Below are 26,978 nucleotides of genomic sequence, written 5' to 3' on the forward strand. Positions count from 1 at the left end.
GCCGGCCCCCGCCTGGCCCCGCATGCCAAGCTCGCACCGTGCTCGTCCTCCGCGCGCAGGGCCTCGGCCACGCGGTCCCCGGCCGCACGCTCTACCAGGACCTCGACCTCGAGCTGCGACCCGGCCGCATCACGGTCGTCGTCGGGCCCAACGGCGCCGGCAAGTCGACGCTGCTGCGCCACCTCGCCGGCCTCGCCGCGCCGCAGGCCGGCCGGGTGTGGCTCGGCGACGACGACCTGCGCGCCCTCCCGCCGCGCCAGCGCGCCCGTCGCCTCGCCTATCTGCCGCAGGGCGGCGGCGTCGCCTTCGACCTTCGGGTCCGCGACCTCGTCCTGCTCGGGCGAGCGCCCTACCTCCCGGCCTTCGGCGCCCCCGCGGTCAGCGACCACGCGGCGGTGGCCCTCGCCCTGCGTCGCCTCGACCTCGAGGCCCTCGCCGACCGCGGCGTCGACTCGCTCAGCGGCGGCGAGCGCCAGCGCGTGATGCTCGCGCGCATGCTCGTCAGCGAGGCCCGCGTGCTCGTCCTCGACGAGCCGGGCGCCGCCCTCGACATCGGCCACGCGCTCGCGCTGCTGACCCAGCTGCGCGCGCTCGCCAGCGACGGCGCCGCCGTGGTCCTCGCCCTGCACGACCTCGACCTCGCGCGCCGCTTCAGCGACGACGCCGTCCTGCTCGGCGGCCCGACGGTCCGCGTCGGTCCCACGGGACAGGTCCTTTCGGCCAGGTACCTCGGGCCAGCCTTCGGCGTGGCCGTGCGCGAGCTCGGCGAGCACCTCGTCTTCGACCCCGCCTGATCGCGCTACCGGGGCGCCAGGTACTCGTTGTCGATGTTCGATCCCTTGAGCAGCAGGTCGCGGGCCTTGTCGGTCGCCTCCTGCGTGCCCGCAAGGGTCAGCGTGTCGCCCGCGCGCAGCACCTCGCGCGGCGCCGGCATCACCGTGTCGCCGCCCGCGTCGCCCTCGCCCTCGCGGGTGATCGCCAGCACCGTCGCCCCCGCGCGCACGCGCAGGCTCAGCTGCCCGAGCGTGCGCCCGACCGCCGGCGACTCCGCCGGGAGCCGCACCGCGATCATCCCGGGGAAGCCCGGCAGCATGGTGTGCGCCTCGATCAGCGACTCCTCGGCCTTGTGCTCGTCGGCGCCGCCGGCCTCGCGGCTCTGCCTGGCCAGCATCTCGACGATGAGCTCACTGCCCGCGCGCACGTGGCCCTGCAGGTTGGTCGCGCTCTGCCACACGCTGAAGAGCAGCGCCGCGACCACCACTCCGAGCACCACGAGGCCCGCGCTGTACGGCAGGAAGGGCTGCGAGATGGCCACCAAGGGCAGGCCGACCACCAGGCTAAAGGCCAGCTCGAGCGCCGCCGTGAACACCCGCCGCGGCGCCGAGCCGAGGTCGAGCTTGCCCTCCTTGCGCGCCGGCACCACCACCTCGGCGAGGATGCGCGCCAGTGCGGCCGCGCGGCGCAGCACGCCGAACAGCAGCACCGCCGCGACCACCACCGTGAAGCTGATCCACGTCGTGTCGACCAGCGTCGCCGACAGCGTGAAGCGCCCGCTGATCATGGTGACCAGCGGCCAGTGGACCAGGCGCGAGCCGGCCAGCACGGCCAGCAGCAGGATCGCGTCGACCAGCAGCATGACGATCGCGCGGCGGATCGCCGTCCAGGTCGAGACCGCCGGCGGCACCGCCCGCAGCTGCTCGATCCAGCCGTCGTAGAAGGTGACGAAGGTCTGGAGGCGGGCCGGCAGGCGGCGGTCGAAGGCCTCGGCCAGCGCCTCGGAGCGGCGCACGAAGATCGGCGTGGTCAACGAGGTCAGCAGCGACACCGCCACCGCGACCGGGAACAGGAACTCGCCGGTGGCCCCCTTCGACTGGCCGAGGATCGCGATGATGAACGAGAACTCGCCGATCTGGGCCAGGCTGAGTCCCGAGCGCACCGAGTTGCGCAGGCCGTTGCCCGACAGGAAGGCCCCGAGCGACACCCCGAGCACCTTGCCGACGATCACCAGCGCCGTGAGCACGAGCACCGGCACCCAGTAGACCAGCACCAGGTTGGGGTCGATCTGCAGGCCGACCGCGATAAAGAAGATCGCCGCGAAGATGTCGCGCAGCGGCTTGATCAGGTGCTCGACCCGCGGCCCCTCGCCCGACTCGGAGACCAGCATGCCGCCGACGAAGGCCCCGAGCGCGACCGAGTAGCCGGCGGTGGCGGCCAGCGCCGACATCCCGAAGCACACCGCGATCGCGGCGATCAGCGTGGTCTCGCCCTTGTTCTGGCGCACCACGCCGCGGATGAAGCGCGGCACCACCAGCAGCCCGCCGGCCAGCAGCGCCAGCAAGAAGCCGATGAGCTTGCCGATCGTCACCGCGAACTCGCCCGGCGACAGCCCGGCGCCCGAGGCCACCGCGGTCAGCACCGCCAGCAGCAAGATCGCGATCATGTCCTCGAACACGAGCACCGCGAAGGTCACCTCGACGAAGCCGCCGCGCAGCTTCTGCTCCTCGAAGGCCTTGGCCACCAGCATGGTCGAGGAGATGCCGAGGCAGGCCCCGAGGAACAGGCTCTCGGTTGCGTTCCAGCCGAACAGGCGGCCCGCGAGGTAGCCGAGCGAGACCATCAGCCCGACCTCGAGCAGCGCCGTCAACCCGGCCGACACGCCGATGCGGGCGATCTTCCGCAGGCTGAACTCGATCCCGATCGTGAACATCAGCAAGATGACGCCGAGCTCCGAGAGCGCGTGCGTCAGGTGCAGGGTCTCCTCGGCGCCGACGACGATGCCCGGCACGTGCGGACCGAGGATGATGCCCGCGATGAGATACCCGAGCACCGGCGGCTGCTTGAGCCGCTGCGAGATCAGGCTCGTCACCGCGGCGGTCCCGAGGATGATGCTCAGGTCCTGAATGGATTGCGCGAGTTCACCAGCCATCGGGGGTCGCCAGCCTACACGAGCTCGCGGGGTGGCCGCGATCGCCTCGAATTGGCCATGCGAGTCCACGCACGTTGACATTGAAAACGACTTTCAATATTCTCGCGCCCATCCCGATGCTGCGCGCCTGCCTCCGCTCTGCTCCCCTCGTCGTCCTCCTCGCGCTCGCCTGCGACGGCGCCCCTGCGACCTCGCCGTGGGACGACGCCGAGTTTCGGACCCTCGCCAGCGAGGCGATCGAGGCCCACGTCCACGTCGTGATCGCCACCTACGCCGACATGGTGAAGTCGGCCGAGCAACTACAGGCCGACGTCGACGCCTTCCTCGCGGCCCCCTCGGCCGCCGGTCTGGCGCAGGCCCGCAGCGCCTGGCTGGCCGCGCGCGAGGTCTACGGCCAGACCGAGGCGTTCCGCTTCTACGGCGGCCCGATCGACGCCGAGCCCGACAACCTCGAGGCCCGGATCAACTCCTGGCCGCTCGACGAGGTGTACATCGACTACGTCGACGGCGTGCCAGAGGGCGGCGTCATCAACGACCCCACGCAGACGATCGACCGCGCCAGCCTGATCGCCCTCAACACCGCTGGCGGCGAGGACGACATCTCGACCGGCTGGCACGCGATCGAGTTCCTGCTGTGGGGTCAGGATCACCGCGTCGACGGCCCCGGCGAGCGCCCCTACACCGACTACGTCGCGGGCCCGGACGGCACCGCCGCGAATCAGGACCGCCGCGCCGCCTACCTCGAGGTCGTCACCGATCTGCTGGTCGACGACCTCAAGACCGTGAGCGCCGCCTGGGCCGAGGGCGCCGCCTACCTCGACGCGTTCGAGCACGGCGACCCGCGCGACTCGCTGACCAAGATCTTGCTCGGCATGGGCAGCCTCAGCGGCGCCGAGCTCTCGGGCGAGCGCATGGGCGTCGCCTTCGACACCCGCGAGCAGGAGGACGAGCACTCCTGCTTCAGCGACAACACCCACCGCGACCTCTACAACAACGCCCTCGGCCTCGAGAACGTGTACCTCGGCCGCTACGGCGCGCTCGACGGCGTCGGCCTCGGCGACCTGATCGCCGCCCGCGACCCCGAGCTGGACAGCACCCTGCGGGTCCAGCTGCGGGCCACGGTCGAGGCGATGCAGGCCATCCCGCCGCCCTTCGATCAGGCCATCCAGGCCCCTGACGGCGACCCTGCCCGCGACGCCGTCGGCGCCGCGATCGCGGCCCTCAAGGCGCAGACGAAGACGATCGCAGAAGCTGCGGCTCTGCTTGACATCACCCTCAATCTCGAAGAATGACCCCTCGCATGCACCGCGTCGCCCTGCCCTTCCTCGCCCTCGCGCTCGCATGCGAGGAGACGTCGGACGTCGACGTCGCGCTCGCGGGCGGTGACACCACCGTGTTCGACAGCACCGGCAACGCCTTCTCGCTGTCGGCCCGCAACATGAGCTTCGATCGTCGGCAGCGCTTTGTCGTCGGTAACTCCTTCTTCAACAAGAACTGGGTCGCCGCCCCGAGCTCCACCGCCAGTCGCGACGGCCTCGGCCCCACCTTCAACGCCCGCTCGTGCTCGACCTGTCACCGCAAGGACGGCCGCGGCCGCCCGCCCGGCCCCGGCGAGGAGTTCACGAGCATGCTCCTGCGCCTCTCGCTGCCCGGCGTCGGCGCCCACGGTGGTCCGCTCGCCGCCGGCCCCTACGGCGATCAGCTGCAGCCCCAGGCGATCGCCGAGGTCCCGGCCGAGGGCACGCCGCGCGTCCGCTACGTCGAACGCGCGGGCCAATTCGCCGACGGCACGACCTACAGCCTGCGCGTCCCCAACTACACGATCGAGTCGCCCAGCCTCGGTCCGCTGCCCGCCGGGCTGCTGATCTCGCCGCGCGTCGCCCCGGCGATGATCGGCATGGGCCTGCTCGCCGCGATCCCCGAGGCCGACCTGCTCGCCCGCGCCGACCCCGACGACGACGACGGTGACGGCATCTCCGGCCGGCCGAACCGCGTGTGGGACGCCGCCGCGGGCGAGCCTGCCCTCGGCCGCTTCGGCTGGAAGGCCAACCAGCCGAGCGTGCGCCAGCAGACCGCGGGCGCCTTCCTCGGCGACATGGGCATCAGCTCCTCACTCTTCACCGACCAGAACTGTCCCGAGGGACAGGCGGCCTGCGCGGCCGCGCCGACCGGCGGCGCCCCGGAGATCGACGACGACCTGCTCGCCGACGTGGTGTTCTACAGCAGCACCCTCGCCGTGCCCGCGCGCCGCGACCTGGGCGACCCCGCCGCCAAGCGCGGCGAGCAGCAGTTCCTGGCGGCCGGCTGCGACGCCTGCCACACCCCGCGCCAGCGCACCGCCGCGGACGACCCGCTGATCGAGGCCGCCGGCCAGACGATCTTCCCCTACACCGATCTGCTCCTGCACGACATGGGCCCGGAGCTCGCCGACGGCCGCCCCGACTACGAGGCCAGCGGCAGCGAGTGGCGCACCCCGCCGCTGTGGGGCATCGGCCTGATCGAGACCGTCAACGGCCACAGCGACCTCCTCCACGACGGCCGCGCCCGCTCGCGGATGGAGGCCGTCCTGTGGCACGGCGGCGAGGGGCAGGCCGCCCGCGACGCCGTGCTCACCCTGTCCGCTGACGAGCGCGCTGACCTGGACGCCTTCCTCCGCTCACTGTGATGCCGACCATGCGCAGCTGCCCTCTCCGACCTGTCCTCACGGCCCTGTCTCTCGGGACACTCCTGTTCGCCGCGTGCGGCCCGGCCGACAGCGCCCGCCGCGACCTGCTCGCCTACCTCGCCGACGAGGTGATCGAGCCGAGGCAGGCCGAGCTCGCGCAGGCCGCCGTCACCCTGGCGGGCGCCACCCGGAGCCTGTGCAGCAGCGGCGAGCCCGGGCCCGCGCGCACCGCCTGGCTGGCGCTGCGAGCCCACTGGGGCGTCACCGCGGCCTTCGCCTTCGGGCCCGTGATCGACCAGGCGCAGGCCGGCCCGCTCGACTACTGGCCGGTCCGCAGCGACACGATCGAGGCCGCGATCACCGGCGCCCCCGCGGCGATCGACGGCGCCTACATCGACGGCCTCGGCACCAGCGCGAAGGGCATGCCGGCGCTCGAGTACCTGCTCTTCGCCCCGCCGACGCCCACCGGTCCGCGCTGCGACTACGCCGTCGCGCTCGCCGACGACATCGAGCGCCGCTGCGCCGAGATCGCCGCGGCCTGGCACGACGAGCACGCCGAGGCCCTGCGCAACGCCGGCCACGGCAGCGCCGTCTACCCGAGCGAGCAGGCCGGCCTCGACGCCGTCGTCAACGCCACCATCGAGAACCTCTATCGCGTCGTCAAGACCAAGCTCGACCGCCCGCTCGGCAACCTCACCGGCAGCGACCCCGACGGCAGCCTGGTCGAGAGCCGCTTCAGCGACAACGGGCACAACGACATCGCCGCCAACCTCGACGGCTTCGAGCGCGCCTACGTCCACGAGGGCCTGGCCAGCCTGGTCGCCGCGAAGAACCCCGACCTCGACCAGCGCATCGTCGACCAGCTGGCGACCGCACGCATCGCCCTGACCGCCGTGCCGCGCTCGCTGCAGGACGCGGTCGTCGACCAGCGCGGCGCGGTGCAGACGCTGCGCGACGAGGTCGACGCCCTGCGCCGCCTGATCAAGCTCGACGTCGCCAGCCTGCTCGGCGTCACCCTCTCGCTCAGCGACAACGACGGCGACTGAAGGCGGCGATGCACGCGAGCTCGGGCCTGCGTCGGGCGCTCGCCCGCCCCGTCGACGGCGCCGCCCTGGCGGCCTTCCGCGCCCTGTTCGGCGCCCTGCTCCTGATCGGCAGCGTGCGCTTCGCGGCCCGCGGCTGGATCGCCAGCATGTACGTCGATCCGGGCTACCACTTCCCCTACTGGGGCTTCGCGTGGGTGCGTCCGTGGCCGGGCCCCGGCATGTACCTCCACTTCGTCGCGCTCGCCCTCGCCGCCCTGGCGCTGGCCCTCGGCCTGCGCCCGCGCCTCGCCGCGCTGGCCTGCTTCCTGCTCTTCACCCACGTCGAGCTGATCGACAAGGCCGCCTACCTCAACCACTACTACTTCGTCAGCGTCGTGCTCCTGCTGCTGATCTTCGTGCCCACCCGCGGCGACCGGCCCGCGCCCGCGTGGGCGCTGTACGCCCTGCGCCTGCAGGTCGGCCTCGTCTATTGTTTCGCCGGCCTCGCCAAGCTGCGCGGCGACTGGCTGCTGCGCGCCCAGCCGCTCAAGACCTGGCTGGCCGCGCACGCCGACTTCCCTCTGCTCGGCCCGCTGTTCGCCCGCCCCGAGACCGCGACGATCATGAGCTGGGCCGGCGCCGCCTTCGACCTCACGGTGCCCTTCCTGCTGCTCCACCCGCGCACCCGCCCGCCCGCCTTCGCCGCGCTGCTCGGCTTCCACGCCCTGACCGGCATGCTGTTCCCGATCGGCATGTTCCCGTGGCTGATGAGCGCCTCGGCGCTGATCTTCTTCCCGCCCGACTGGCCCCGCCGCCTGCGCGCGCGCCTGCTGCGGGCCCTCGGTCGACCTGTCCCCGGGGACAGTCCACATGTCCCGAAGGATAGGCCACCTGTCCCCGGGGACAGTCCACATGTCCCGAAGGACATGCCGCCGCTGTCCCGCGCCGGCCTCGCGGCGCTGACCCTGCACTTCGCCGTCCAGATCGCCCTGCCGCTGCGCCACCACCTCTATCCCGGCGACCACGCGTGGAGCGAGGAGGGCTACCGCTACGCCTGGCACGTCATGCTGGTCGAGAAGACCGGCACCGTCAGCTACCGCGTGCGCGACCCGGCCAGCGGCCGGGTCTTCGTGGTCCACCCCGAGGACGCCCTGACCGCGCAGCAGGCCGCCCAGATGGCGATCGCGCCGGACATGATCCTCGACTACGCGCACCACCTCGCCGCCCAGTTCGCCGCCCGCGGCCTGCCTGGCGTCGAGGTCCGGGCCGACGCCTTCGTCGCCTTCAACGGCCGCGCCAGCGCCCGCCTGATCGACCCCGCGATCGACCTGGCGCGCGAGCGCGACGGCCTGCGCTCACGGCCGTGGATCTTGCCCGCCCCGCCATGACCGCGAGCTCGCGCGCGACCGCCTGCGCCCCGCCGTGACGAGCTCGCCTCAGGGCACGCCCGCGGCCAGCTCGAGATCGAGGCGGAGGTCGCTGCTAAACGCGTAGTGCTGGTGCAGCTCGACCGCCAGCACGTTCTCACCGACCACCAGCGCTGCGCCATCGATCAGCGTCTCGCTCATGCGTGGCGTGAACCAGTTGCTGACGGCGAGGCCCGCCCGCGTCGCGGCCACGATCGGACCCTCCGGCAAATTGATGCGGTACACCTCGACCCCGTTGAGGTAGACCACGGCGCCGTCGTCGACCGCGAGGCGCAGGCGCAGCGGATCGCCCTCCGCGAACGACCCGTCGCCGACGCTGAAGCGGTGGCGCAGGTAAGTGGTCATCGGCTTCACCGGCGAGGCGCCGCCCGGCAGCGTCGTCCCCTCGCCGCCAGCCCCGTAGCCGAGCGGCGCGGCGCCCTCGGGCCAGTCCGCGTCCGCGAATTCCAGCGCGTTCCAGCCGGGCCCCGCGTCGCGCTCGTGGTAACGCCAGCTCGCGCCGGCCGCGATCACCGTGGACCACTCCGTGGGCGCCCCGGCGAACAGCTGCAGGCGGTCGACCAGCAGCCCGCCGGGCGCGACCTCGTCGATGACCATGCGCGTCTCGTCGGCCGTGATCCGCAGCGCCCCGTAGGTGTCGGCGTGGCCGCGCTGCGAGCCGACCGTCTCGATGGTGAAGGGCCGCAGCGCGGCGCCGCCGGTGCCGAGCACGATCTGCGGCACGCCGTCCGCGACGATCCGCTCGTAGTCGTGGTCGTGCCCGGTCAGCAGCAGATCGGCGCCCCAAGCCGCGAACGGCCACTGCATCCACACGGCGTCGCGGTGGTAGCCGGACGATCGCGGCGGATGGTGCATCAGCACCACCTTGAAGCTCGCGTCCGAGTCTGCCAGCGCCGCCTCGAGCCACAGGCCCTGCGTCGTCCCCGGCGCCACGCCCTCGGGCTCGCGTGGATCGCTGTCGAGGGAGAACAGCTCGACCGGTCCGCGCCGCACCCGGTAGTAGCGCTCGTTGCCCGGCAGCTCGAAGTAGTCGAAGTACGGCTCCAGGGACCCGCCGTCCCAGTCGTGGTTTCCCGGGCACGGGAAGAAGCGGTTCTCGGCCGCGCCCGCGCCGTAGCTGCCGCGATAGGGCGCGATGAAGGCGTGGTAGTGCTTGCCGATGTTGACGTCGATCGTGTCGGCCGATCCGGTGAAATAGTTGTTGTCGCCGACCGTGGCCACGAAGTCCGGCGCCCACCCGCGGACCATCGCCGCGACGTCGCGGGTCGGCTGGATGTCGAGGCCGAAGTCGCCGATCACCGCGAAGCGCACGCTCCCGGGCGGCGGCGGCTCCACGCCGGTGTCGCCCGGCCCGCTCGTGCCGCCGCCAGTGCCAGTCGGGCTGCCAGTCTCGCTGCTCGCCAGCGTGCTCGCCTCGCCGCCGCTGCCCGGACCCTGCGTCGCTTCGCCCGCGACCTGTCCGTCCGGACAGGCGGCGAGCGACACGAGGAGGGCGGCGATGCGGCGCACCGCCTCACCATACCCCGACGCGCAGCGCCTGGCAGCCTCGCCTGCGCGTGTGGCTCGCGTCAGGCGTCGTCGCGGGCGCGGATGAACAGCCCCTGGCTCGTCATCGAGAAGCCGGCCCGCTCCAGCGTCGGCGCCAGGGGCGAGCGCTGGGCGTCGACGCCGTCGATCTGGGCGATGACCAGCGTGCGCCGCGGACCGCCGACGAGGCCCGCGAGGGCCCGCGCCAGCGCAGCCGCGAATTGGTTGCGCTCGCTGTCCGCGTCCGGGAGGAAGGTCCACAGCGTGCGGGCGTCCTTGCCGACGTACGCCGCCAGCACCCCGTCGATCAGCACGACGCGGGTGTGGGCCGCGCGCGCGAGGCGAGCCCCGGCCCGCTCGGGCCACGGGAGCGCCGCGCCGTACGCGTTGGCCGGGTCGGTGCTGGCGAGCACGCAGATCTCGGGCCGCTCGCCCGGCTCACGCAGCGAACGCAGGCGCTCGTCGGCGCCAGGCAGGGCGAACTGGGCCCCGCCGAGCCCGTCGACGAAGTAGCCGCGGCGCAGCTGGCCCGCCGCCTCCATCGCCCCGAGCACCGGGTACACCGCCGCGAAGCCCCCCGCCACGTCCTCGGCCTGCAGCGCCTCACGGGTCAGTACGCCGTGGCGATCGAGCAGCGCCCGCGCCAGCGCGGCGGCCCGCGCCGTCGCCGACGGCGAGTCACCGGTCCCGTCGGCCATGTCGATCGCGCCTGGCGCTTGCGACCTGTCCTGCGCGACCTGTCCCGACGGACCTGTCCCCCGGGCCATCTGCCCCGCGCCTGGCGCTTGCGACCTGTCCTGCGCGACCTGTCCCATCAGACCTGTCCCGGGGACCATCTGCCCCGCGCCGGGCTCCTGTGATGGACCTGTCTCCGGGGCCAGGTACGGCAGCAGCGACCAGCGCCCCTCGCTCCCCGGCGGTCCCAGCCGGCGGGCCCGGAACAGGCCCTGCGGCGGCGCGCGGCGGCGGTGATCGGAGGCCGAGCCGTGCACGATCTTCCGCAGCGGGCTCAGGGTGTCGTTGCCGAGCTCGCCGGCCCACACCAGCTGCCACAGCGCCGCCAGCAGGTCGGCCGGGAAGGCCCCCGTCGCGCTCGCCAGATCGGCGAAGAACGAGGCCCCGCGGGCCGCCAGCAGCCCGCGCAGCCGCTGCGCCAGCTCACCCGTCGCCGGTCGCGGCGGGCGGGCCAGCAGCGGCCAGTCGTCGGCGAGGTAGAGCGCGATGCGGCCGTCGCTGGCCCCGACCGCCTCGAGCCCGCACCAGCGCAGCTCACCCGCGGCGCACAGGGCGTCGAGGTCCTCCGGTCGGTAGTCGACGACACGCGCCGGCAAGATCTCGGTGTCGAGCGCCGACGCCAGCAGCGGCGCGCCCTGCAGCTGGGCGACCACCGCGAGCAGCGCCTCGGGCCCGCGACGCGGCCGCGTCACGCCCTGCCAGTGCGGCAGGAAGCGCCCGAGCGTCGCCGCCGACACCGGCTCGACCGCGCGTCGCAGCCGGGCCAGGCTGCGCTGCTTGAGCCCGCGCAGCACCTTGACGTCGCACCACTCGCGCCCCTGCCCGCCCGGCGTGAACTCGCCGGCCAGCACCCGATCCTCACCCGCGAGCCGCTGCAGCACCGACTCGACCACCGCGACGCCGAGCCCGAGCGCGAGCGCCGCCGCGGCCGCCGTGAACGGCCCGTGCGTGCGCGCGTGGCGAGCCACGACATCACCCAGCGGATCGTCCACCGCGGCCCGCAGCGTCGGCGGCAGGTCGTCCTGCAGGCTCACCCCGAGCGCGTCGCGCAGCCGGCTCGCGTCCTCGATCGCCGCGTGCCGCACCCCGCCCGCGATCACCACGGCCACGATCCGACCCTCCCGCGCGAGCTCCGAGAGCCACCCCGCGGCGGCCTCCTGCGGGCGCGACCGGGCCGCACACGCCTCGCTCGACAAGGGTCCCAAGGAGAGCAGCAGCTCGTGTAATCCGTCGGCCGAGCTCGCCGCGCGTGCGCCATCGAGGCGCTGCAGCCCCTGCTCCGCCTCGACGATCGCCGCCGCGTCGAGCAGCTCGCGCAGGCTCGCCTCGCCGAGCAGCGCCCGCAGCTGACTGGCGTCGACCGCGAGCGCCTGGGCCCGCCGCTCGGCCAGCGGCGCGTCGCCCTCGTAGATGAAGTTGGCCACGTACGCGAACATCAGCGCCGCCGCGAACGGCGACGCCACGCGCGTGTCGACCACCTGCACCCGCAGCTCACGCGCCGCGATCCGCCGCAGCAACACCACCAGCGCCGGCAGGTCGAACACGTCGCGCAGGCACTCGCGGTAGGTCTCGAGCACGATCGGGAACGCCGGGTGCCGCGACGCCACCGCCAGCAGATCCGCCGACCTCTGGCGCTGGGCCCACAGCGGCGAGCGCTTGCCCGGCAGCCGCCGCGGCAGCAGCAGCGCCCGCGCGGCGCTCTCCCGGAAGCGGGCCGCGAACACGGCCGTCGCCCCGAGACACGCGACCACCCGCGCCTCGATCTCGTCCGGGTCGATCAACAGCATCGCTACCTCGGGCGGCGCGTCGGCGGCCGGGAAGCGCAGCACGATGCCGTCGTCCGACCACAGCGCCAGGGCCTCGATCCCCCGCTCCGCGCGCAGCCGGGCCGCGATCGCCAGGGCCCACGGCGCGTGCACCCGGGCCCCGAACGGCGACAGCACGCACACCCGCCAGTCGCCGAGCTCGTCGAGGTTGCGCTCGATCACCAGCGTGCGATCGCAGGGCAGCTCCCCGGTCGCCGCCGCCTGCTCGCGCAGGTACGCCAGCAGCTGGCTCGCCGCGCCCGCGTCGAGCCCGTGCTGCTCGCGCAGCCGCGTCTGCGCCGACGCATCGCCAGCCGCCAGCAGCTCGCGCGCCAGCTGCCCGATCGCCTGCCCGAACGCGAACGGCCGACCCGGGTTGTCGCCGTGCCAAAACGGCATCTTGCCCGGCTGCCCCGGCGCCGGCGAGACCAGCACGCGGTCGGCCGTGATCGCCTCGATGCGCCACGACGACGCCCCGAGCACGAACACCTCGCCGACCCGCGACTCGAACACCATCTCCTCGTCGAGCTCGCCGACCCGGCGCCCCGGGGTGCCCGCCTCGCCGAGCAGGAACACCCCGAACAGCCCGCGGTCCGGGATCGTCCCGCCGCTCAGCACCGCCAGCATGCGCGCCCCCTCGCGGGCCCGTAGCTGGCCCGTGACCCGGTCCCACACGATCCGCGGCCGCAGCTCCGCGAACTCGTCCGACGGGTAGCGCCCCGCCAGCATGTCGAGCACGCCCTCGAAGGCCGCGCGCGGCAGCTCGGCGAACGGCGCCGCCCCGCGCAGCATCGCGTACAGCGCGTCGATGTGCCACGGCTCCATCGCCAGCGTCGCCACGATCTGCTGCGCCAGCACGTCGAGCGGGCAACGCGGATAGCGGCTCTCCTCGACCTCGCCCGCGCGCATCTGCGGCGTCGCGGCGGCGCAGGCCAGCAGGTCGCCGCGAAACTTCGGCATCAGCACCCCGCGCGACACGGCCCCGACCTGGTGCCCCGCGCGACCGATCCGCTGGATCCCCGCAGCCACCGAGGGCGGCGCCTCGATCTGGATCACCAGGTCGAGCGCGCCGATGTCGATCCCGAGCTCGAGCGAGCTGGTCGCCACGATCGCCGGCAGCTCGCCCGCCTTGAGCCGCGCCTCGATCATCTGCCGCCGCTCGCGGGCCACCGAGCCGTGGTGCGCCAGGGCCAGCTCCTCGCCCGCCGCCTCGTTGATCGCCGCCGCCAGGCGCTCGGCCAGGCGCCGCGAGTTGCAGAAGATCATCGTCGATCGGTGGCCGCGGATCAGCGCCACCAGGCGGGGATAGATCACCGGCCAGATCGACCCCGCCGCGGCCGATCGCCTGCCCTTTCGCACCTGTCCCTTCGCACCTGTCCCTTCCGACCTGTCCCCGGAGACCTGCGTGCGCGCCTGCTCGAGCGCCGGCATCTCGACCCGCAGATCCCACAGCTTGCGCGCCCCCGCGTCGACGATCTCGACCGGACGCGGGATCATCAACCCCTCGGCATCGAGCTCGGCCCCGCCGAGCAGGCGCGCCACCTCGTCGAGCGGGCGCTGGGTCGCCGACAGCCCGATCCGCTGGGCCGCCGCCACGCCCGGGCGCGCCGCCCTGCGCAGCGCCTCGAGCCGCTCGAGCGACACGAACAGGTGGGCCCCGCGCTTGCTCGCCACCAGCGCGTGGATCTCGTCGATCACGATCGCGTCGACGCTGGCCAGCAGCGCCCGCGCCCCGCTGGTCAGCATCAGGTACAGCGACTCCGGCGTGGTGATCAGGATGTCGGGCGGCTGCCGCACCAGCCGCGCCCGCTCGACCATCGAGGTGTCCCCCGACCGCACGCCGAGGCTCGGCACGCGGTGGGCCGCGCCGAGCTCCACCGCCGCCGCCGCGATGCCGGCGAGCGGCGCCCGCAGGTTGCGCTCGACATCCACCGCCAGCGCCTTGAGCGGCGAGACGTAGAGCAGCCGGCAGCGATCCGCCGCCGCCGGCTCCGGCGAGAACATCAGGCGATCGAGCCCGGCGAGGAAGGCCGCCAGCGTCTTGCCCGAGCCCGTCGGCGCCAGCAGCAGCGTCGAGCGCCCGGCCGCGATCGCCGGCCAGGCCCGCGCCTGCGCCGAGGTCGGCTCGCCGAGCGCCCCGCGAAACCACCGCTGCACCGGCGCGTGGAACAACGCGAGCGCATCACCGCGATCACCAGGTGCAGGGCGAGACACGCCCCACCTTTAGCAGAGCCGCCCCGCCCCGGGGCCGCTCACACCTCCGCCGACTCGACCCGCTGCAGCCGCGGACGCGACCCGCTCACACCTCCTCCGCCGCCTCGACCCGCTGCAGCCGCTCGTGCAGCTGACGCAGCGCCTCGTGGGCCGCCCGCGGCGACAGCTCGTCCGGATGCAGCGCCCGCAGGTCGGCCAGCACCGCCTCATGCGCCAGCGCGTGCGGGTCGCCGCCGGCCTCCTCCACCGGCCGCGCGAACAGGTCGAGCTGCGGCGCCGTCCCGCGGTCGCTCGCCTCGAGCCGGGCCAGCAGCTTGTGCGCCCGCCGCAGCACGCTCGCCGGCAGTCCCGCCAGGCGCCCGACCTGGATCCCGTAGCTGTGCTCCGCCGCCCCCGGCTCGATGCGGTGGAGGAACACGATCGTCCCGCGATCCTCGTGCACCGCGACGTTCACGTTGCGCAGCCCCGCGAGGCGGTCGGCCAGCGCCGTGAGCTCGTGGTAGTGGGTCGCGAACATCGTCCGACAGCCGATCTGATCGTGGATGAATTCGGTGATCGCCCACGCCAGCGCGAGCCCGTCGAAGGTCGCCGTGCCGCGCCCGATCTCGTCGAGCAGGACCAGCGATCGCGGCGTCGCCTGGCTCAGGATCGCCGCTGTCTCGCGCATCTCGACCATGAAGGTGCTGTCGCCGCGACCGAGGTCGTCGGCCGCGCCCACGCGGGTGAACACGCGATCCACGATCCCTACCCGCGCCCGCACAGCCGGCACGTACGAGCCCGCCTGCGCCAGCAGCACGACCAGCGCCGCCATCCGCATCACCGTGCTCTTGCCGCCCATGTTCGGCCCGGTCACCAGCAGGAAGCGCGCCAGCCCGCCGCTGGCCCCCGCGTGCGCCCGCAGCCCGAGGTTGTTCGGCACGAAGCGGCCCGCCCCGAGCATGCGCTCGACCACCGGGTGCCGCCCCTCCTCGATCTCCAGCACCGACTCGTCACAAAGCTCCGGCCGCACGAAGCCGTGGGCCTCCGCCACCTCGGCCAGCCCCGCCAGCACGTCCTGCCGCGCCAGCGCCTCGCCGACCGCACACAGCCGCTCGCCCGCCGCGCTGACCCGCTCGCGCAGCGCCAGATACAGCGCCTGCTCGCGCTCCAGCGCCGCCGCCTGGGCCCCGAGCACCGCCGTCTCGTGCTCCGCCAGCTCCGGCGTCACGTAGCGCTCCGCGTTGGTCATCGTCTGCTTGCGGATGTAGTCGGCCGGCACCCGCGACAGCTGCGACTTCATCACCTCGATGAAGTACCCGAACACCCGGTTGTGCTGGACCCGCAGGTTGGCGATCCCGGTCCGCTCGCGCTCGCGGGTCTCGATCGCCGCCAGCGCCTCGCGCCCGCCGTCGCGCAGCGCGTGCTGCCGGTCGAGCTCCACGTCCGCCCCCGGGCGGATCATCCCGCCGTCGCGGGTGTGCCCCGGCGGCTCATCCACCAGGACGCGCGCCAGCTCGGCGTGGACATCGGCCAGCAGGTCGCCCCCGAGCTCGAGCAAGGGCGCCACCCTCCCCCGCTTACCGAGCTCCGTGAGCAGCGCGTGCAGCCCCGGCAGCGCCGCCAGCGACTGGCGCAGCGCCCCGAGCTCGCGCGGCGTCGCCGTGCCGAGCCGCGCCCGCGCGGCCAGACGGACGATGTCCCGCACCTCCCGCAGCCGATCCTGAAGCTCGCCGCGCAGACCCGGCTCGGCCAGCAACACGGCGATCGCCGCGTGCCGCTCGCCGATCGCCCCGATCGCCCGCAGCGGCGCCCCCAGCCAGTCGCGCAGCATCCGGGCCCCCATCGCCGTGCGCGTGCGATCGACGGCCCACAGCAGGCTGCCCTTGCGCTGCCCGTCACGCAGCGTGCGAAACACCTCGAGGTTGCGCAGCGAGGTCTCGTCGAGGATCAGCCGGTCCTCGAGCTCGTGCCGGCGCAGGCGGTGGATCAGCAGCGTGTGGCCCGGCTGCGTCTCCTCCGCGTAGGCCAGGCACAGCGCCGCCGCCCGGACCTCGGCCGCCAGCAGCGGCTCGCCCCGCTCTCGGCCCGCAGGTGCTGCACGCGGGCCGCGACCTCGGGCGGGATGAGCCGCGGGTCGCGGACCTCGAGCCGCGGACACGCGGGCCCCAGCGCCTCGCGCAGCCACGGGTGCACGCTGACGTCGGCCAGGATCTCGCGCGGTGTCAGCCGCGACAGCGCCGCTCGCAGGCCGCCCGCGTCGCCGCAGCGCAGGACCACGAACTCGCCACAGCTCACGTCGAGCGCCGCGACCCCGTAGCCGGTCTCGCCCGCGCTCTCGGCCACGATCGCCGCGAGGTAGTTCGGCTCCTCGCTGCGCAGGTGCTCCTCGTCGACCAGCACCCCCGGCGTGACCACCCGGACCACCTCGCGGCGCACGATCTTCGGCCCCTTGCGCAGCCGGGCCTGCTCCGGCGTCTCCATCTGCTCGCAGATCGCAACCTTGAAGCCGCGCTCGACCAGCGTGCGCAGGTACCCACCGACCGCGTGGTACGGCACCCCCGCCATCGGCACCCGATCCCCGATCTCCAGCCCCTTGTCGCGCGAGGTCACCGCGATGTCCAGCACCGGCCCGACCGTCACCGCGTCGTCGAAGAACATCTCGTAGAAGTCGCCCATGCGAAACATCAAGATCGCGTCCGGATAGCCGGCCTTGATGTCGAGGAACTGGCGCATGACCGGCGTATCGGCCGAGGTGTGCGGAGCGTTCACGGTGCGTGGTTGTAGCCCGCGCGCCGGTTCGCGTCCCTCAGCAACTTCGGTGTGCCAGCTAACAAGAATTACGCAGCCGTCGCACAAACACAAACACCGCCGTCCCCGCGAGGACGACGGTGCTGCCACGCTCAGGCGCTCACAGCGACACGACGTATGCGATCACCGACTCGTTCTTCTCGAACGCCTGCTTGGCCGCCAGGGCCGCGTCCCAGTTGTCGAAGTGACCCATGCGCACGCGGTGCCACATGCGCCCGTTGGCCTCGCCCGCCTCGACGCGCACCTCGTGCCCGTTGCGGCGCAGCTTGTCGGCCAGCTTGTCCGCGTCCTCGGCCGCCGAGAACGCCTTCATCTGCAAGGTCCAGCCCTTCTTGCTCTTCGGCGTCGCCGCGGCGGCCTCCCCCTTCACCGCCGCGAGCACGCTGTCGGCCGCCGGCTTCTCAACGATCGCCGCAGCAGGCGCCGCAGCCGGCGCCGCCGGCTCCACGCCGGCGCCACGGCCCCGCCGATCGCCGGCAGCTCCTTGTTCGCCAGCTTGGGCGGCGTCGGGGCCGGGATCGCCGGCAGCTTCTTGCTGCTGCCCGACTTCTTGATCGACTTGCTCCCGAGCGCCGCGTCGCGCTCGGCCTTCACGACCTCCTCATCGCGCGGCGGCACGGACGGGTCGCGCGTGGCAGGCACCCCGTCGGTGGCAGGGCGCTGCAGGCCGTCCTTGAAGCTGAAGTTGTAGTCCGCCGCGGCCACCTGCGGCTCGTCGGCGAGCACCGCCGACTCCGCCTGCGCCAGCCCGGGCACCTCGTGGAGCTCGCCGCGCTTGCCCACCATCACGCCCATGGCGAACACGAAGCAGCCGACCACCGAGAGGCCGAAGAACAGGAAGAAGATCTGACGGTTGTCGAGCGAGAACTCGACCTTGTCCTTGAGTTGCGGCGTCACTGACATGCGAGGCTCCTGATGTGATCCGGGAGCTCACCTCTACAGCCGCCGCTCCGCCCGACCAAAAAATCGGCTCACTGCCCGGTGGAGGTCGGCGGGCGAGCGACGCTCGTCGCCCCGAGCCGCCGCGCCCGACCAAAAAATCGGCTCACTGCACCACGCGCAGCTCGCGGGCAGGGTCGCGCAGCGGCGGCAGCGACTTCTTCTCTGGCCACTCGCCGCGCGGGTTGGTCCCGCGGCGGACGATGTGCGTGGTCGGCGGGTAAAACAGGTCCCAGGCCTGGCTGTCGACCAGCTCCCCGTCCTTGTACAGCTTGCGCGTGCGCACCACCTTGAAGCCCCGCATGCCCCGCTGCGACACCGTCTCGGCGCCGCTGTGCAGGCGCCCGTCGTCGCGGACGATCGTCGAGTGCGGCAGCACCTCCTTGACCTGCCGCTCGAACGCGACCTCGTCGTAGACCTTGCGCTTGCCCAGCACCTCGACCACGACCTTCCCCGCGCTCACCCGCGTGTGCAGCACGATCGGGAAGTCGAACGGATTTTTGAGCTTCATGTCGACGCTGCCAAACACCACCGTCGAGTCGAGGCCCATGTCCACGTAGCTGCTCGGGCGGCTGTGCGGGCGGCTGTGCGCCAGCTCGAGCCCGGCGAAGAACGCCGCCCCGTACACCGTGGAGCTGATCTGGCAGATGCCGCCACCGACCGTGTCGATCAGCTCGCCGTCCGCGATGCCCGGCGCGTAGCGAAACCCCGCCGTGTCCGTGCGGTCGCCCACCACCGCGTTGAACGACATCACCTCGCCCGGCAGCAGCACGTGCCCGTCGAGCGCCGCGGCCCCGACCTTGAGGTTGGCCGCCCGATCGGCGTAGTTCGCCTCGGTCGAGTACGGCGTCGAGAAGCTCGCCAGCACCGTGCTGATGTCGAGGCCCGCCGCCACGCCCGCCAGCGGATCGTCGACCGTCGGCCCTGGCGCGACCACCAGCTCGATGCGATCCGCCCCGGAGGCCAGCCCGACCGCCACCGCCGACAGCGAGTCGAACGCCGACAGCCGGGTCCCACGCGTCGCCGGCACGATGCGCCGCCCCTCCATGTCGAAGCGCGTCGGCAGGCTCGGCCGCTCCACCGTCGGCGCCAGCGCCAGCAGCCGCGCCAGCGCCTCCTCCTCGGTGAAGCGATGCCCGACCGCGAGGTCCAGCTCGCCCCGCTGCGCCCGCGCCCGCGCCCGTAGATCGGTCAACAGATCGCCCGAGCGGCCGACCTGCAGCGCCGCGGCGATCGCCGCATCCGGACTCGGCACCGCCCCGAGCTCGCGCGCCGTGGTCGCGACCTCCACACCTGGCGCGGTCAGCACGAGCTTGCGATCGAGGCTCGCCGTCGCGGCAGCCTCGGCCACCGCCGGCAGCTCGCCTGCCGTCAACCCACCGACCTCGATCCCGCCGAGGCGCACGCCGGGGATCACCCGCTCGTCGCGCTGCGCCGTCTCGAAGCTACCCCACAGCATCATCGCCACCGCCGCCCCGCCGCCCGCCATCACCAGCGACTCGCCCGCGGCCCACAACCTCGCCAGACCGCGTCGCCGCGCGGGCGCCCGTGCGGCGGCCCGTGCAGCCTCCGGCGCGGCGATCCCCGGCGCCTCGATCATCGCCGCCTCGATCCCCGGCGCCTCGATCGCCACGTCGACGATCGGCCGCGCCACCTCGAGGCGCACCCGGCTCTGGGACACCCGACGAACGGGCTTGGCTTCGCGCGCGGCCGACTTGCTCATGGCGGCATGGAGGCACGCCGCGCCGGGCCTGTCCAAAAACCAGCGAAAGCGCGGGAACCCGGGCGCCCGCGCGGCGTCCTTCCGGGTTATGACTGCACCCATGGCAGGCACCCAGCTCCCCTCCGGATATGGCCCTGGACGGCGTCGGATCGCCCCGGCCGCCAAGCTCGGGGTCGCCGTCGTCGTCGCCAACCTCGCCGGCCTGATCGCCGCCGTCTACTGCGCCCAGCAGATCCGCGCCGTCCCGGCCGAGCAGTCCAGCGAGACGATCCTGTTCGCCGTCTACTACACCGCCCTGTGCGTGGTCGCCGTGGTCGACGCCCTGTGGATCGACGAGCTCGTGTTCCACGGCGCCTTCCGCCTGCAGCACCTCCAGGGCAAGGACGGCGCCCGCCTGAACCTCAAGGACGACGAGGCCGTCGTCGCCGCCAGCATGCAGCGCTCCTCGATCAGCTTCCCCGCGGTGCTGATCCTCGCCGGCGGGCTGACCTACCTGCTGTTCAACGCGGTCAACCATGACTTCAACCCTTACTACCGAAGGATCGGTAAATTCGTCAGTCAGCTCCGCGGCGACGACCCGGCCGATCAGCCCCGGCGCAGCGCCGCGATCGCGGCCCTCTCGATCCGCCGCGACCCCGAGATCGTCCCGATCCTCCTGCGTCAGCTCGGCCGCGGCGGCGAGCAAGGAGCCTTCGCCGCCTGGGCCCTCGGCCGCTTCTCCGACATCAAGCACCAGCGCAAGGCGATCGTCGAGGCGCTGTGGGCCGCCAGCCAGGAGAGCGACCCGGCCGTCACCCGCGAGGCCCTGATCGCCCTCGCCCGCCTGCAACACCGGGTCGTCGCCGCCCCGCTGCAGGCCGCGATCCGCCGTGACCTCGACGCCGGCAACCTCGATCGCCGCCTCATCTACGCCACCGGCTTCATCCAGACCCCGACCTCGCTGCCGATCCTCCAGGAGATCCTGCAACGCGGCGACGTCCCGTCCCAGCGCGTCGCCGCCTGGGCGATCGCCCAGCACCGCGACCAGCGCGACGCCAAGGACGTCGACCTCATGCTGGCCGAGCGCCTGCCCTCCGCCAGCGTCCTGACCCGCTGCGCCCTGATCCACAGCCTCGGCATCCTCGGCAACGAGCGCTCCAACCTCGCGCTCATGCACGCCTACGACATCGCCACCCCGGCCGAGCGCAGCACCGCCTGCCCCTCCGAGACCGTGTTCCTCCGCCCCGACGGCGCCGACGAACCCGCCGACCTCCTCCTCCCGCCCGACACCATGGCGATGAAGATCATCCACACCATGGGCCAGATACGCGCAACTGCTCCAGAAATTCGCAGCGTCGTCGAGCCCTGGCTGACCGCTCTGGTGGCCGCCAACAAGGAGGACGGCACCCTCCTCGCCGCCCGCGCCCAGTCCCTCCTCGACGGCATCCGCCAGGTCCGCGACGACACCCGCGGCACCCGCGTCGACCCGGCCAAGTAGCCCGCCCCGCATGCGCCTCGCCCTCCTCGTTCTCACTGGGCTCACCCTCGCCGGCCCCGCCGCGGCGGGCGAACGCTGGCCGCTGTGGCCCTCCGAGATCGACCGCATCGCCGAGCCGCTGCGCGCCGGCGAGGCCCGCGCCGCGCTGGTGGTCCCGGAGGCGCACAAGCTCCAGGCCCTCCGCGCCCTCGAGCGCTACCCGAGCGCCCTCGTCGAGCCGATCCTGCTCGCCACCCTCGACGCCGAGGCCCCCACCGGGGTCCGCCGCGAGGCCCTGCTCGCCTGCTTCGAGCGCCAACTCGCCAGCTGTGGTCCGGCGGCCCTGGTCCGCTGGCAGACCGACAGCGACTCGGGGGTCCGGATCGCCGCCCTGCGGGTGCTCGCCCAGAGCAGCAGCAACGCGGCGCTGCTCCTGGCCGCCCTGCGCGACGCCGACGAGTCCGTGCGCGCCGAGGCGGCCCACACCCTCGCCCGCGTCACCTGGCCCGAAGACCAGCTCGTCCGCGTGCGCACCGCCCTGATCGCCAAGCTCGTCGACACCGCCCCGCCCGTGCGCCGCGCCGCCGCCCGCAGCCTCGGCCTGCTCGGCCCGCCCGGCGCCACACTACGTGGCGCCCCGACCCGCAGCACCCGCCCCGAGCCCGGTGTCCGCAACGCCGACCCCGCTCCCCTCGCGCTCGCCCGCCTGCTCGTCGACCCCGATCCCCAGGTCCGCCAGGACGCCGCCGAGGCGCTCGGCAACCTCCGCGACCCCCGCGGCGCCCCGCCGCTGCTGCGCGCGCTCGAGGCCGGCGACGAGGTCTACGTCAGCCGCGCCATGATCGCCGCGCTCGCCGCCCTCCCCGGCGCCGAGGTCGACGCGGCCCTCCTGCGCCTGCTCGACGCCCCACCCCGCGGGCTCGTCCACCGCAACATCGGCGAGGCGCTGGCCCGCCGCCCCGCCCCGAGCCCGGCGCTCATCGCCGGCCTGGTCGCCCGCATCCGCGAGGACGCGCTCCAGCCCTTCGTCCTCGACGCCCTCCTCATGCACGGCGAACTCGCCGCCCCGGCCCTGCGCGCCGCCCTCGCCCGCGGCCTCGAGCCGCCCCTCGCCCTCGCCGTCACCCGCCTGCTCGCCGCCCTCGATCCATCACCCAGCGCCCCGGACCCGCCGCCCTGGCCGTCAGCCAGCGACCCCGAGGCCTGGCAGCTCCGCCTGGCCGACGCCCGCGACGGCTTGCCGGCAGCGGCCGCCCTCGCCGCGGCCGCGCCCCCCTGGCTCGGCCTCGTGGCGGTCGGCGCCCTCGCCCGCGAGACCGGCCCCGTCCTCCGGCGCCCGTGGCTGCTCGCGCTCGCCGCGACCGCCGCGACCCCACCCGCCGATCCCCTGCTCCACGCGCGCCTGGCCAGCTGGGTCGGCGACCCCGGCCTCGCCGCGATCGACCGCTGCCTGGCCCTGGCCGCGCTCGGCCGCAGCGACTCGCCGCTGGCGGCCAGCAGCCTCGCCGCCGCCGCCTCGGATCTCCAGCCCGCGATCCGGGCCTGCGCCGCCATGGCCGCCCGCGACGACGTGCTGCTCGCCGGCCTGCTGCGCGACCCCTCGCCCCGGGTCCGCGCCAGCGCCAGCTACACCCTCGCCGCCTGCCCGGTCCGCAGCAGCCCCGGCACCCGGGCCAGCGCCGCCCTCCTCGCCGTCCAGGACCCGCACCCGGGGGTCCTGCTCGCCGCCCAGGCCGCCCTCGCCGCCGACACCCGCCCGGCCTGCCGCTGGCAGCTGCTCGACGCCGGCGATCCCCGGGCCCGCGCCCCGAGCGAGGCCCTCGGCTGGGTCGACCTGCGCTGGCGAGACCGCGACCTGCGCCTCCCGGTCCTGGCGATCGGCGAGCACCGCTGGGTCCTGGCGCCAGCGATCGGCGAGGCCACCCTCGCGGCGCCCGCCGAGCTCCCGACCACCCCGCGCGCGCTGCAATAGATCGCGGGCACCGTGGCGATGCCACGAATCATGTCATCCGCGTTCAGTTTGCAATCCGGGTCCGGAGCCGATTCCCTGGCCCACGCACATATTGTCAAAATTGCAGCGAAATTCGCGTGGCGGGTCGCTTGCTAACTGGGCCAGGCATGACCACCGCCTGCGACGACTTCCTGACCCAGACCACGCCGCACCTCTCGCGCCTGTTCCGCGTCGGGATGCGCCTCACCCACCAGGCGAGCGAAGCCCAGGACCTGGTCCAGGAGGCCCTGATGAAGGCGTGGGCCAACTGGCACCGCTACCAGCCGGGCGGCAGCCTCGGCGCCTGGCTGTCGCGGATCCTCGTCAACACCTTCATCTCGCGCCACCGGCATCAACGCGTCGTCGACGTCACCGCGGCCCGCAGCGACCTCCTCGATCATCTCTTCGACGGCGGCCGCCTCGACGAGGCCAGCGACCCGGAGCAGGTGTGGCACGGCCAGGGCCTCTCCGACGAGGTGCTCGCCGCCCTCGACGGCCTCCCGGCCCACTACCGCGAGGTCGTCGAGCTGGTCGACCTCCACGGCCTCGCCTACCGCGACGCCGCCGACCAGATGGGCTGTCCGCTCGGCACCGTGATGAGCCGGCTCCACCGCGCCCGCCGCCTGCTGCGCGACCAGCTCACCGACTACGCCCGCGAGTGCGGCCTCGCGGCGGCCCCGGCCGCCTGAGCACGCCGCCCCACGCGACGCCGTGACGACCGCCGCCACTGCGACCAGACCCAGCCGCGGAGCACGGCGCCCACGCGACGTCGTGACCACCGCCGCCGCTCTCGACTATCCTCGCCCTCTGGCCTCGATGCTCCCGCTCCGCCCTCGCCTCGCCCTCGCCACCCTGCTCGCGCTCGCGGCCTGCGAGGGCAAACCCCAGCAGCCCGCCGCGAGCGCCGTCGTCGCAGCCGCGGGCCCGCCCGCGCCGGCCTTCCTCGGCCGCACCCTCGACGGCGAGCCCTTCGAGCTGGTCGGCCTGCGCGGCCAGGTCGTGCTGCTGAACGTGTGGGCCACCTGGTGCGAGCCCTGCCGCAAGGAGATGCCCGAGCTACAGGCGCTGCACGCCCGCCACCAGGCCCAGGGCCTGAGCGTGGTCGGCGTCAGCGTCGACGCGGCCCGCCTCGGCCCGGAGGTGCGGCGCATGGTCGAGGACTTCCAGCTCAGCTACCCGAACGTGCACGACCCGCGCAACACGATCAGCGCCAGCTTCAAGGTCGTCGGCTACCCGACCAGCTTCCTCATCGATCGCGCGGGCGTCATCGTGTGGCGCCGCGACGGCATGATCGAGCCCGGCGACGCCGAGCTGTCCGCCGCGCTCGCCACGGCGCTCGCTGGCTAGCCCCGCGCTTGCAGCTGAGTCGAGGTGCCCGCCTCGCGCTGCGTCGAGGCACTCGCCTCGCGCAGCAGGTCGAGCGCGGCGGCCATCTGCGCCTGCACATGATCCTGCAGCGCCTGCACATCGCCAGCGAAGCGGCCCGGCGCGACCGGCTCGAGCACGCGTACGCGGATATCGAGGCGGCCGTCCTGCTGGAACACCCAGGTCCCCTGCGGCAGCGCGTGCAGGGTCCCGTCGATCACGATCGGCAGCACCGGCACATCGGCCGCGACGGCCATGGCGAAGGCGCCGCGGCGAAACTGCTGCAGCTCCCCGTCGCGCGAGCGGGTGCCCTCCGGGAACATCAAGATCGACGATCCGCGGCGCAGGTGGGCGAGGCAGGTCTGCAGCATGCGGTCGCGGCTGCGCTGATCGCCGCGACGGATCGGCACATAGTCCGCCATCCACATCATCCACCCGAGGAAGGGCACGATGAACACCGAGTCCTTGGCCACCCATTTGAAGTGTTTGCGCAGCTGGTAGAGCACAAAGATGTCGCCGATCGACTGATGGTTGGCGACCATCACGTAGGTGCCGTCGGCGGCGATGCGCTCGCCGTGTTCGACCGCGATCCGCCAAAACGGCGACAGCGCGACATAGTGGTTGGCCCAGGTCCACGCGTACCAGTGCGAGAAGCGGCGCCGACGATCGAAGGGCAGCAGCAGCAGCCACACTGGCACCACCGCGAACCAGAAGATCATCAGGCTCAGCGCGAGGTACAGCCAGAAGAAGGCGGACAGCAGGTGCTTCACCGCGCCGCAGCCTGCCCCAGCCGGCGCCTGCTTGTCGAGCCGAAGACTTGCTAGCATGCCGGCCACCATGCGCCTGCGCACCGGCCTCGCCCTCCTCCTGTCCGCATGTACCGCCGAGCCTGCCGGACCCCCCACGCCGGCGACCGCACCGGCGAGCTCATTGGCCGCGGGGATCCCCGCCCGTCCGCCACGGCTGGTGCCCGCGCCCGCCGGGGGCACGGTCGCCGAGGTCGTGACCGCCGAGCTCGGCGCGGGCGACACCCGGCTCGTCGTCTACGTCGGGGCGAGCTGGTGCGAGCCCTGTGTCGCCTTTCACGACGCGCTGCTGGCGGGCCAGCTGGACGCTGATCTGCCCGGCGTCCGCTTCCTCGAGTTCGACCTCGACCGCGACAAGGCCCGCCTCGAGGCCGACGGTTATACCTCGCGCTTTGTACCCCTGTTCGCGCTGCCGGGCCCCGACGGTCGCGCGAGCGGGCGCCAGATCCAGGGCGGCGTCAAGGGAGCCGGCGCAGCCGCGAATCTCGTGCTGCGCCTGCAACCTTTGCTGGCCAGCGAGCGCGAGCGACCCCCGGCCTGAATGCCATGTCGGTCGCCGGAGGGCCCAGGGCTCAGGCCACGATCAGGGCCACGATCACGGCCACGATCACGGCCACGATCACGGCCACGATCACGGCCACGATCACGGCCACGATCACGGCCACGATCACGGCATGATGCCGCAGATGCCGACGTTCTCGTAGCCCGGCGTCGCCTTGCCCTGCTCGAACCACGGCACGCAGGTCAGGGTGTCGTCGAAGGCGAGGCAGGTCTCCGGCATGTCGATGTCGCAGTAGGTCGAGCAGCAGTAGGTGCCGCCGCAGCCCGGCACGTTCTCGGCGAATATGCAGAGAAAGCTCGGGTCGCAGCCGGACAGCGCATAGCAGGCGTCGCCGTACTGACCGGGGATTTCCTCGAAGACGCGCGGCATGCAGACGAAGAACTCGGCCCCGAGCGCGGCGATGTTGGGCACGCAGGTCTCGGCCGGGCTGCAGTCCTGCGCCAGCGGATCACAGGCGGGGAAGCACAGCGGCACCGTCGGCTCGAACAGGAAGGCGCACTTGTCCCCGACATCGGGGCAAGTCGGGTCGTTCATGTCACCCTGACAGTAGGCCACGCAGGCCGCCTTGCCGCTGTTGTCGATGTCGAGGCAGATGGAGCCCTCGACGCAGTCGTCGATGCCATCGCCGAACTTACCCTCGACCGTGCAGCCCTCACCCGGCTGCTTGTCACCGGTGATCTGCACACACTTGGCGCCGTTGGGGAAGATCCCGCCATCGTCGCTCCACGCGTTGCACTTCTGCCCGGCCATGCAGTCCTGCGCGAACAGGTTGCACTCACCGCCGCTCGGGATATCCCCGTTCGGGAAGTTGGTGTCGGCGCCCGAGCTGGTCGGCGTCGCTTCGCTGGTGCCGCTCGCAGACGAGGTGCTGCCGCTGGTCGGCAGCACCTCTGTGGTGGATGTGGAATCCGTCCCGGTGTCGGTCGCCGAGCTGTTGCTCGCGGTGCCCGCGGGGTTCGTGCCGCAGGTGACGAGGGCGGCCGATGCAAGCAGCGCGAGGTGAAGCGGGCGACGGTATGCCATGGG

General features: G+C 73.5%; 20 protein-coding genes. 10 read left to right on the plus strand and 10 right to left on the minus strand.

The annotated features are described in order from the left end of the window. Positions 1-38: 38 nt before the first annotated feature. Complete coding sequence (locus tag IPJ59_RS02685; RefSeq protein ID WP_293254547.1) at positions 39-794, plus strand: ABC transporter ATP-binding protein; 756 nt, start codon at positions 39-41, stop codon at positions 792-794. Positions 795-799: 5 nt separating this feature from the next. On the opposite strand, the gene IPJ59_RS02690 is transcribed toward IPJ59_RS02685, so the two are convergent. Beyond that, a complete protein-coding gene (locus IPJ59_RS02690) occupies positions 800-2,926 on the minus strand; it encodes a monovalent cation:proton antiporter family protein (protein ID WP_293269610.1) in 2,127 nt (708 codons plus the stop codon). A 116-nt stretch (positions 2,927-3,042) separates the two neighbouring features. Here IPJ59_RS02690 and IPJ59_RS02695 point away from each other — a divergent pair, with 116 nt between their 5' ends. From IPJ59_RS02695 to IPJ59_RS02710, 4 genes are read left to right on the plus strand one after another with little or no spacing between them, the layout of a single operon-like run. Then, on the plus strand, positions 3,043-4,218 hold the full coding sequence (locus tag IPJ59_RS02695; protein WP_293269611.1) for an imelysin family protein: 1,176 nt from the start codon (positions 3,043-3,045) through the stop codon (positions 4,216-4,218). Further along, positions 4,215-5,591 (plus strand): di-heme oxidoreductase family protein, encoded by a 1,377-nt coding sequence (locus IPJ59_RS02700; RefSeq protein WP_463673346.1) that lies wholly within the window; start codon positions 4,215-4,217, stop codon positions 5,589-5,591. The genes IPJ59_RS02695 and IPJ59_RS02700 overlap by 4 nt, the downstream gene beginning before the upstream one ends. A gap of 8 nt (positions 5,592-5,599) precedes the next feature. Then, positions 5,600-6,637: an imelysin family protein gene (locus IPJ59_RS02705; protein ID WP_293254559.1), complete on the plus strand. Its 1,038-nt coding sequence runs from the start codon at positions 5,600-5,602 to the stop codon at positions 6,635-6,637. Positions 6,638-6,645: 8 nt separating this feature from the next. Further along, positions 6,646-8,004 carry an HTTM domain-containing protein gene (locus IPJ59_RS02710; RefSeq protein ID WP_293269613.1) on the plus strand — a complete coding sequence of 453 codons (1,359 nt, stop codon included), beginning with the start codon at positions 6,646-6,648 and terminating at the stop codon, positions 8,002-8,004. Between the two features lie 48 nt (positions 8,005-8,052). Here the strand turns inward: IPJ59_RS02710 and IPJ59_RS02715 are convergent, their stop codons facing one another. The 7 genes from IPJ59_RS02715 to IPJ59_RS02745 form a co-directional block, all read right to left on the minus strand. Then, on the minus strand, positions 8,053-9,552 hold the full coding sequence (locus IPJ59_RS02715) for a metallophosphoesterase family protein (RefSeq protein ID WP_293269614.1): 1,500 nt from the start codon (positions 9,550-9,552) through the stop codon (positions 8,053-8,055). 59 nt (positions 9,553-9,611) lie between these two features. Further along, a complete protein-coding gene (locus IPJ59_RS02720) occupies positions 9,612-14,324 on the minus strand; it encodes an Lhr family helicase (protein ID WP_293269615.1) in 4,713 nt (1,570 codons plus the stop codon). 85 nt (positions 14,325-14,409) lie between these two features. Beyond that, entirely contained in the window at positions 14,410-16,368 is a 1,959-nt protein-coding gene (gene mutS / locus IPJ59_RS02725; protein WP_293269869.1) for a DNA mismatch repair protein MutS, read from the minus strand. After that, complete coding sequence (locus tag IPJ59_RS02730; protein WP_293269616.1) at positions 16,290-17,072, minus strand: MutS N-terminal domain-containing protein; 783 nt, start codon at positions 17,070-17,072, stop codon at positions 16,290-16,292. Before IPJ59_RS02730 ends, mutS begins: the two co-directional genes overlap by 79 nt. Positions 17,073-17,211: 139 nt before the next feature. Beyond that, positions 17,212-17,481, minus strand: coding sequence for an SPOR domain-containing protein (locus tag IPJ59_RS02735; RefSeq protein ID WP_293269618.1), 270 nt, complete (start codon positions 17,479-17,481; stop codon positions 17,212-17,214). Then, the gene (locus IPJ59_RS02740) at positions 17,478-18,014 is read right to left on the minus strand and encodes a hypothetical protein (protein WP_293269619.1); all 537 of its coding nucleotides are present in this window, start codon (positions 18,012-18,014) and stop codon (positions 17,478-17,480) included. Before IPJ59_RS02740 ends, IPJ59_RS02735 begins: the two co-directional genes overlap by 4 nt. Before the next feature lie 142 nt (positions 18,015-18,156). Then, positions 18,157-19,773 carry a VanW family protein gene (locus tag IPJ59_RS02745; RefSeq protein WP_293269620.1) on the minus strand — a complete coding sequence of 539 codons (1,617 nt, stop codon included), beginning with the start codon at positions 19,771-19,773 and terminating at the stop codon, positions 18,157-18,159. Positions 19,774-19,873: 100 nt separating this feature from the next. On the opposite strand from IPJ59_RS02745, the gene IPJ59_RS02750 reads away from it, so the two are divergent. The 4 genes from IPJ59_RS02750 (at position 19,874) to IPJ59_RS02765 (ending at position 24,566) form a co-directional block, all read left to right on the plus strand. Beyond that, complete coding sequence (locus tag IPJ59_RS02750) at positions 19,874-21,250, plus strand: HEAT repeat domain-containing protein (RefSeq protein WP_293269621.1); 1,377 nt, start codon at positions 19,874-19,876, stop codon at positions 21,248-21,250. A gap of 10 nt (positions 21,251-21,260) precedes the next feature. Next, the gene (locus IPJ59_RS02755) at positions 21,261-23,201 is read left to right on the plus strand and encodes a HEAT repeat domain-containing protein (protein WP_293269622.1); all 1,941 of its coding nucleotides are present in this window, start codon (positions 21,261-21,263) and stop codon (positions 23,199-23,201) included. A 146-nt stretch (positions 23,202-23,347) separates the two neighbouring features. Continuing rightward, entirely contained in the window at positions 23,348-23,908 is a 561-nt protein-coding gene (locus tag IPJ59_RS02760) for a sigma-70 family RNA polymerase sigma factor (protein ID WP_293254589.1), read from the plus strand. 127 nt (positions 23,909-24,035) lie between these two features. Continuing rightward, positions 24,036-24,566, plus strand: coding sequence for a TlpA disulfide reductase family protein (locus IPJ59_RS02765; protein WP_293254592.1), 531 nt, complete (start codon positions 24,036-24,038; stop codon positions 24,564-24,566). Here IPJ59_RS02765 and IPJ59_RS02770 read toward each other — a convergent pair. Further along, entirely contained in the window at positions 24,563-25,411 is an 849-nt protein-coding gene (locus IPJ59_RS02770; RefSeq protein WP_293254595.1) for a lysophospholipid acyltransferase family protein, read from the minus strand. The two genes, IPJ59_RS02765 and IPJ59_RS02770, sit on opposite strands and share 4 nt — an antisense overlap. Before the next feature lie 10 nt (positions 25,412-25,421). Between IPJ59_RS02770 and IPJ59_RS02775 the strand changes: the two genes are divergently transcribed. Continuing rightward, entirely contained in the window at positions 25,422-25,931 is a 510-nt protein-coding gene (locus IPJ59_RS02775) for a TlpA family protein disulfide reductase (protein WP_293254597.1), read from the plus strand. Positions 25,932-26,057: 126 nt separating this feature from the next. On the opposite strand, the gene IPJ59_RS02780 is transcribed toward IPJ59_RS02775, so the two are convergent. Continuing rightward, on the minus strand, positions 26,058-26,975 hold the full coding sequence (locus IPJ59_RS02780; RefSeq protein ID WP_293254601.1) for a hypothetical protein: 918 nt from the start codon (positions 26,973-26,975) through the stop codon (positions 26,058-26,060). Between the last annotated feature and the right edge of the window lie 3 nt (positions 26,976-26,978).

The sequence above is a fragment of the Nannocystis sp. genome (assembly GCF_016714285.1).
GTDB lineage: Bacteria > Myxococcota_A > Polyangia > Nannocystales > Nannocystaceae > Nannocystis.